The 3096-nt window shown below is 55.1% G+C and carries 3 protein-coding genes; 1 reads left to right on the plus strand and 2 read right to left on the minus strand.

Going from position 1 to position 3096, the window contains the following annotated elements; all coding sequences use genetic code 11:
* Positions 1-1574, minus strand: a 1574-nt coding sequence (locus Q7O77_RS16305; protein ID WP_304169734.1) for an ABC-F family ATPase, incomplete at its 3' end; no start/stop codon positions are given.
* A gap of 180 nt (positions 1575-1754) precedes the next feature.
* Here Q7O77_RS16305 and Q7O77_RS16310 point away from each other — a divergent pair.
* A complete protein-coding gene (locus Q7O77_RS16310) occupies positions 1755-2633 on the plus strand; it encodes a PhzF family phenazine biosynthesis protein (protein ID WP_304169736.1) in 879 nt (292 codons plus the stop codon).
* A gap of 117 nt (positions 2634-2750) precedes the next feature.
* Here the strand turns inward: Q7O77_RS16310 and Q7O77_RS16315 are convergent.
* Positions 2751-3096 (minus strand): DUF883 family protein (locus Q7O77_RS16315; RefSeq protein WP_304169738.1); only part of this gene is annotated, 346 nt, incomplete at its 5' end.

Consider the following 3096-nt stretch of genomic DNA (forward strand, 5'->3'; position numbering starts at 1 on the left):
CGCAGGTAATCTTCATAGCTTCCGGTGAAGTCGATCACTTTCTCAGGCGTGATTTCCAGCACTCGGGTAGCCAGCGAGCTCACGAACTCACGGTCGTGCGAGACGAAGACCAACGTCCCCTGATACATCTCGAGCGCCATGTTCAGCGATTCGATGGACTCCATATCCAGGTGGTTGGTCGGTTCATCCATGATCAGCACGTTAGGACGCTGCATCATCAGCTTGCCGAACAACATGCGCCCTTTTTCACCCCCGGACAGCACCTTCACTTTCTTGCGAATGTCGTCCTGCGAGAACAGCAGACGGCCCAGTACGCTACGCACGGCCTGCTCGTCGTCGTTTTCCTGCTTCCACTGGCTCATCCAGTCGAAAACGGTCAGCTCATCGTCGAACTCGTATTCGTGATCCTGCGCGTAATAGCCAATCTGCACATTTTCAGACCATTTGACGGAACCGACATCCGGCGTCAGGTCGCCGACCAGCGTTTTCAACAGCGTGGTTTTACCAATCCCGTTGGTCCCGAGCACCGCGACTTTCTCGCCGACTTCGATCAGCAGTTTGAGCTTGCTGAACAGCGGGCCGTTGTCGAATCCTTTCGCCAGATCCTCAATTTCCAGCGCGTTACGGAACAGCTTCTTATCCTGCTCGAAACGGATGAAGGGGTTCTGACGGCTGGAAGCTTTAATCTCTTCCAACTGAATTTTGTCGATCTGGCGCGCACGCGACGTGGCCTGACGGGATTTAGACGCGTTGGCGCTAAAACGGCTGACGAACGACTGCAGCTCAGCAATCTGTGCCTTCTTCTTGGCGTTGTCTGCCACCAGACGCTCGCGCGCCTGCGTGGCGGCCGTCATGTATTCGTCGTAGTTGCCCGGGTACAGGCGCAGTTCGCCGTAATCCAGATCCGCCATGTGCGTACACACCATGTTCAGGAAGTGACGGTCATGGGAAATGATGATCATGGTGCTGTTACGTTCGTTCAGCACCTGCTCCAGCCAGCGAATGGTATCGATGTCCAGGTTGTTGGTCGGTTCATCGAGCAGCAGAATATCCGGGTTGGCGAACAGTGCCTGCGCCAACAGCACACGCAGTTTCCAGCCCGGCGCAACTTCGCTCATCGGGCCGTAATGCTGCTCCAGCGGGATCCCCACGCCCAGCAGCAGTTCGCCCGCGCGGGCCTCGGCGCTATAGCCGTCCATTTCACCGTATTTGACTTCCAGATCGGCCACTTTGTAGCCGTCTTCTTCGCTCATTTCCGGCAGCGCGTAGATGCGGTCGCGCTCTTCTTTCACGTCCCACAGTTCGGCATGGCCCATGATGACCGTGTCCAGCACCGAGTATTGTTCAAATGCGAACTGGTCCTGGCGCAGCTTGCCGAGACGTTCGTTAGGATCCAGAGAAACATTGCCGCCGCTGGGGGTCAGGTCGCCGCCCAGAATTTTCATAAAGGTGGATTTACCGCAGCCGTTGGCGCCGATCAGGCCATAGCGGTTGCCGCCGCCGAATTTGACGGAAATGTTTTCAAAAAGCGGCTTACTGCCGAATTGCATCGTTATATTATTCGTTACCAGCACAGTATTTACTCAGATCTAAGTGTGATTTGCCGCACATTATGCCATAAGCAGCCCTCAGAATCCCGGCCATGTTCGAACGCTATTTGACCAGAATGGTTTCTATGAGATTCTGAATATAAACAAGTGCTAATCTTGAATAAAAAAACTTAATATGTCGTAAACCCCTTGAAGGAAGCGCAAATGTCATCAGAGCGTCAGTTTAAACAGGTCGATGTCTTCACCCACCATGATTTCCAAGGTAACCCGCTGGCCGTCATTCTGGACGCTGAAGGGCTGAGTGATGAGCAGATGCAGGCCATCGCCCGGTGGACCAATCTCTCTGAAACCACTTTTGTGCTGCCGCCCACTGACCCCACGGCGGATTACCTGGTTCGCATTTTCACGCCGTCGCAGGAGCTGCCTTTTGCGGGCCACCCCACGCTCGGGACGGCGCATGCTTTGCTGGAAGCGGGACTCACGCCGCATGTGCCGGGGCAACTGATTCAGCAGTGCGGCGTCGGCCTGATCCCCATTAATCTGTCGGACAACGGTCTACTGGCCTTCAGAGCGCCGGAAGCCACAATCGATCCGGTGGATGCCAGCCACTACGCCTTGATTGATGCGGCGCTTGGCAGCCATCATCGACACGGCGACGTGCCCCCCACGGTCGTCAATATGGGGATAAGCTGGATGATCGTACGCATGGACAGCGCTGCGTCCTGTCTGGGCGTCAGAATTGCTCAGCCTGCGTTCGAAAAACTGCTGGCAGCGACCCACGCCGACGGTATCGCTATCTATGGCCCGCATGAAAACTCGACGCCGACCGATTACGAAGTCCGGGCGTTTTTCCCGCTGGATACCGTGATTGAAGATCCGGTGACCGGTAGTGCGAACGCCTGTATCGCCCGCGCGTTGCAGCATGGTCACGATCTGGAAAAGGTGACGAGAAAGCTGGGATACAGCGTGCGTCAGGGAACCATGTTGTATCGCAACGGGCGCGTCAATGTCGCTTACATCGACAGTCAACCGTGGATTGGCGGCTACAGTCGCACCCTGATTGACGGTACGCTTAACGCCTGAAGCGCGTTGATATCCGTAGCGTCTGACGCATAAAGAACAGGCGCCGTACCCATGATAGGGATACGGCGCCTGTTTTAGTTAACAGCGTCGGCAGAATCCGACGTCACGAAAGCAACATTACTTGCGGGCGAGTAAAATACCAAGCACCAGTCCAACGGATGCGCCGATGCCTAAACCATGCCACGGGTTGTCCTGAATATAGCTGTCCGCCTTCTTCGCAAACTTTTTAGCCCGATGGCAGCAGCCTTTGGAGGGTTCGAGACGAGAGCGAACATCCTGCAGCGAGTCATAAGCCTGCTTTTTCAGATCCTGATAGGCGCTGTCTGCATAATCGCCGGAATATTTTAAGAGCTCGTCCAGCGTGGTGGACAGCAGCTTTACGTCGTCCTCAATACTCACTTCTTGTGACTGTTTATCATGCGGTGCCATTATTTTCTCCTGTTGGTGAAAATGCGCTAACCCT

This window comes from Lonsdalea britannica (genome assembly GCF_946477055.1).
In the GTDB taxonomy this organism is placed as follows: Bacteria; Pseudomonadota; Gammaproteobacteria; order Enterobacterales; family Enterobacteriaceae; genus Lonsdalea; species Lonsdalea britannica_A.